The sequence below is a fragment of the Mesorhizobium sp. M8A.F.Ca.ET.021.01.1.1 genome, from assembly GCF_003998025.1.
GTDB lineage: Bacteria > Pseudomonadota > Alphaproteobacteria > Rhizobiales > Rhizobiaceae > Mesorhizobium.
This window is the reverse complement of sequence record NZ_RZSJ01000940.1, coordinates 1-1,303: the sequence shown is the minus strand read 5'-3', so window position 1 is coordinate 1,303 and position 1,303 is coordinate 1. Positions and strand designations below refer to the sequence as shown.

The window sequence follows — 1,303 nt, the reverse complement described above, 5'->3', positions numbered from 1 at the left end:
GGTCCATCCGATAAGACGGCGTGGGCTTCACCCGCCGGCGGCGGTTCGTGCAGCCAACGCCAGGCAAACAGTGCGGACAGGGCGGATGCCGCCGCCAGAAGCCCGAACACCGCGGCAAAACCGAAAGCCAGGGCAAGCGAAGGCAGGACGAGTGCGCCGAGGCCGCCGCCGAGCGGTACCGCCGTCTGCCTGATGCTCATGGCAAAACCGCGCTCATTCTCCCTGAACCAGGCCATGATGGCGCGGCCGCTCGAACCATTGACACTGCCGCCGAGCAGCCCCGTGACGAGCAGGCTTGCCGCCAGCAGCATGACATCGGGAATGCCTGATCTTGTCGGCACGACCAGCATCGCCATGACCAGGAGCCAGGCCGCCGTCGCGCCGAGACCGATCAGAAGCACGCGGCGATCCCCCCAGCGGTCAGTGAGCAGACCCCAGGGCAATTCGCTGAGCGCGACGCCCAGCCCAAGCAGGCCGAGCGCCAGGCCAAGTTCGGCATTGCTCAAGTGATAGCTCTGGCGAAGCACGACCGCCGTTGCCGGTATGCCCGAGAAAGTGGCCGAGAACCCGGCATTCGCGGCAACCCCGATGCCCAGGACCTTCCAGCGGTGGTTGGGGCCGAACACTCGGCCGGCAGGGCTGGCAGCGCTGCCTTGCAGGATTTGTGGTGGCTGTTGATCGGCACAGTCGATGGCGGACATGATTTCATTCCCGTTGCGGGCCGGTGTCTCAGGCCTTGACGGCATCTCTCTATCGCCATAAATCCGTCCTTAAAATAAGGAAGTTTTTGACGGTCAATCCTGAAAAACAGGACATTACGTTGCAACGGGTGACATTCGACCTCGACGTCCTCAGAAGTTTCGTCACCGGCATGGAGCTGGGCAGCTTCGCCAAGGCCGCCGACCGGCTTGGCCGGTCGACCTCGGCGGTCAGCGCGCAATTGAAGAAACTGGAAGAACAGGCAGCGACGCCGATCTTCCGCAAAGTGGGGCGCGGCCTGGCGCTGACCGAGGCCGGCGAGACCATGCTCGGCTATGCGCGCCGGCTGCTCGATTTGAACGACGAAGCGGCGGCGGCCATCCATGACGTCGAACTGGAAGGCTGGGTGCGGCTCGGTCTGCAGGAGGATTTCGGCGAGGCCGTGCTGCCGGACGTGCTGGGCCGATTTGCCCGAGCCCATCCCAAGGTCAAGATCGAGGCCAGGATCGCGCGCAGCCACGACCTCGCCGAAAGGGTGATGTCAGGCAGCCTCGACATCGCGCTTGCCTGGCACTGTGGCCAGACGCTGCCCTATAGCGAGCAC

The 1,303-nt window shown here is 64.6% G+C and carries 2 protein-coding genes; one reads left to right on the top strand and one right to left on the bottom strand.

What is annotated here, in order from left to right:
- On the bottom strand, positions 1–701 hold a 701-nt coding region (locus EOA36_RS35645; RefSeq protein WP_145969522.1), incomplete at its 3' end, for an MFS transporter.
- Positions 702–820: 119 nt separating this feature from the next.
- On the opposite strand from EOA36_RS35645, the gene EOA36_RS35640 reads away from it, so the two are divergent.
- On the top strand, positions 821–1,303 hold a 483-nt coding region (locus tag EOA36_RS35640), incomplete at its 3' end, for a LysR family transcriptional regulator (protein ID WP_127281255.1).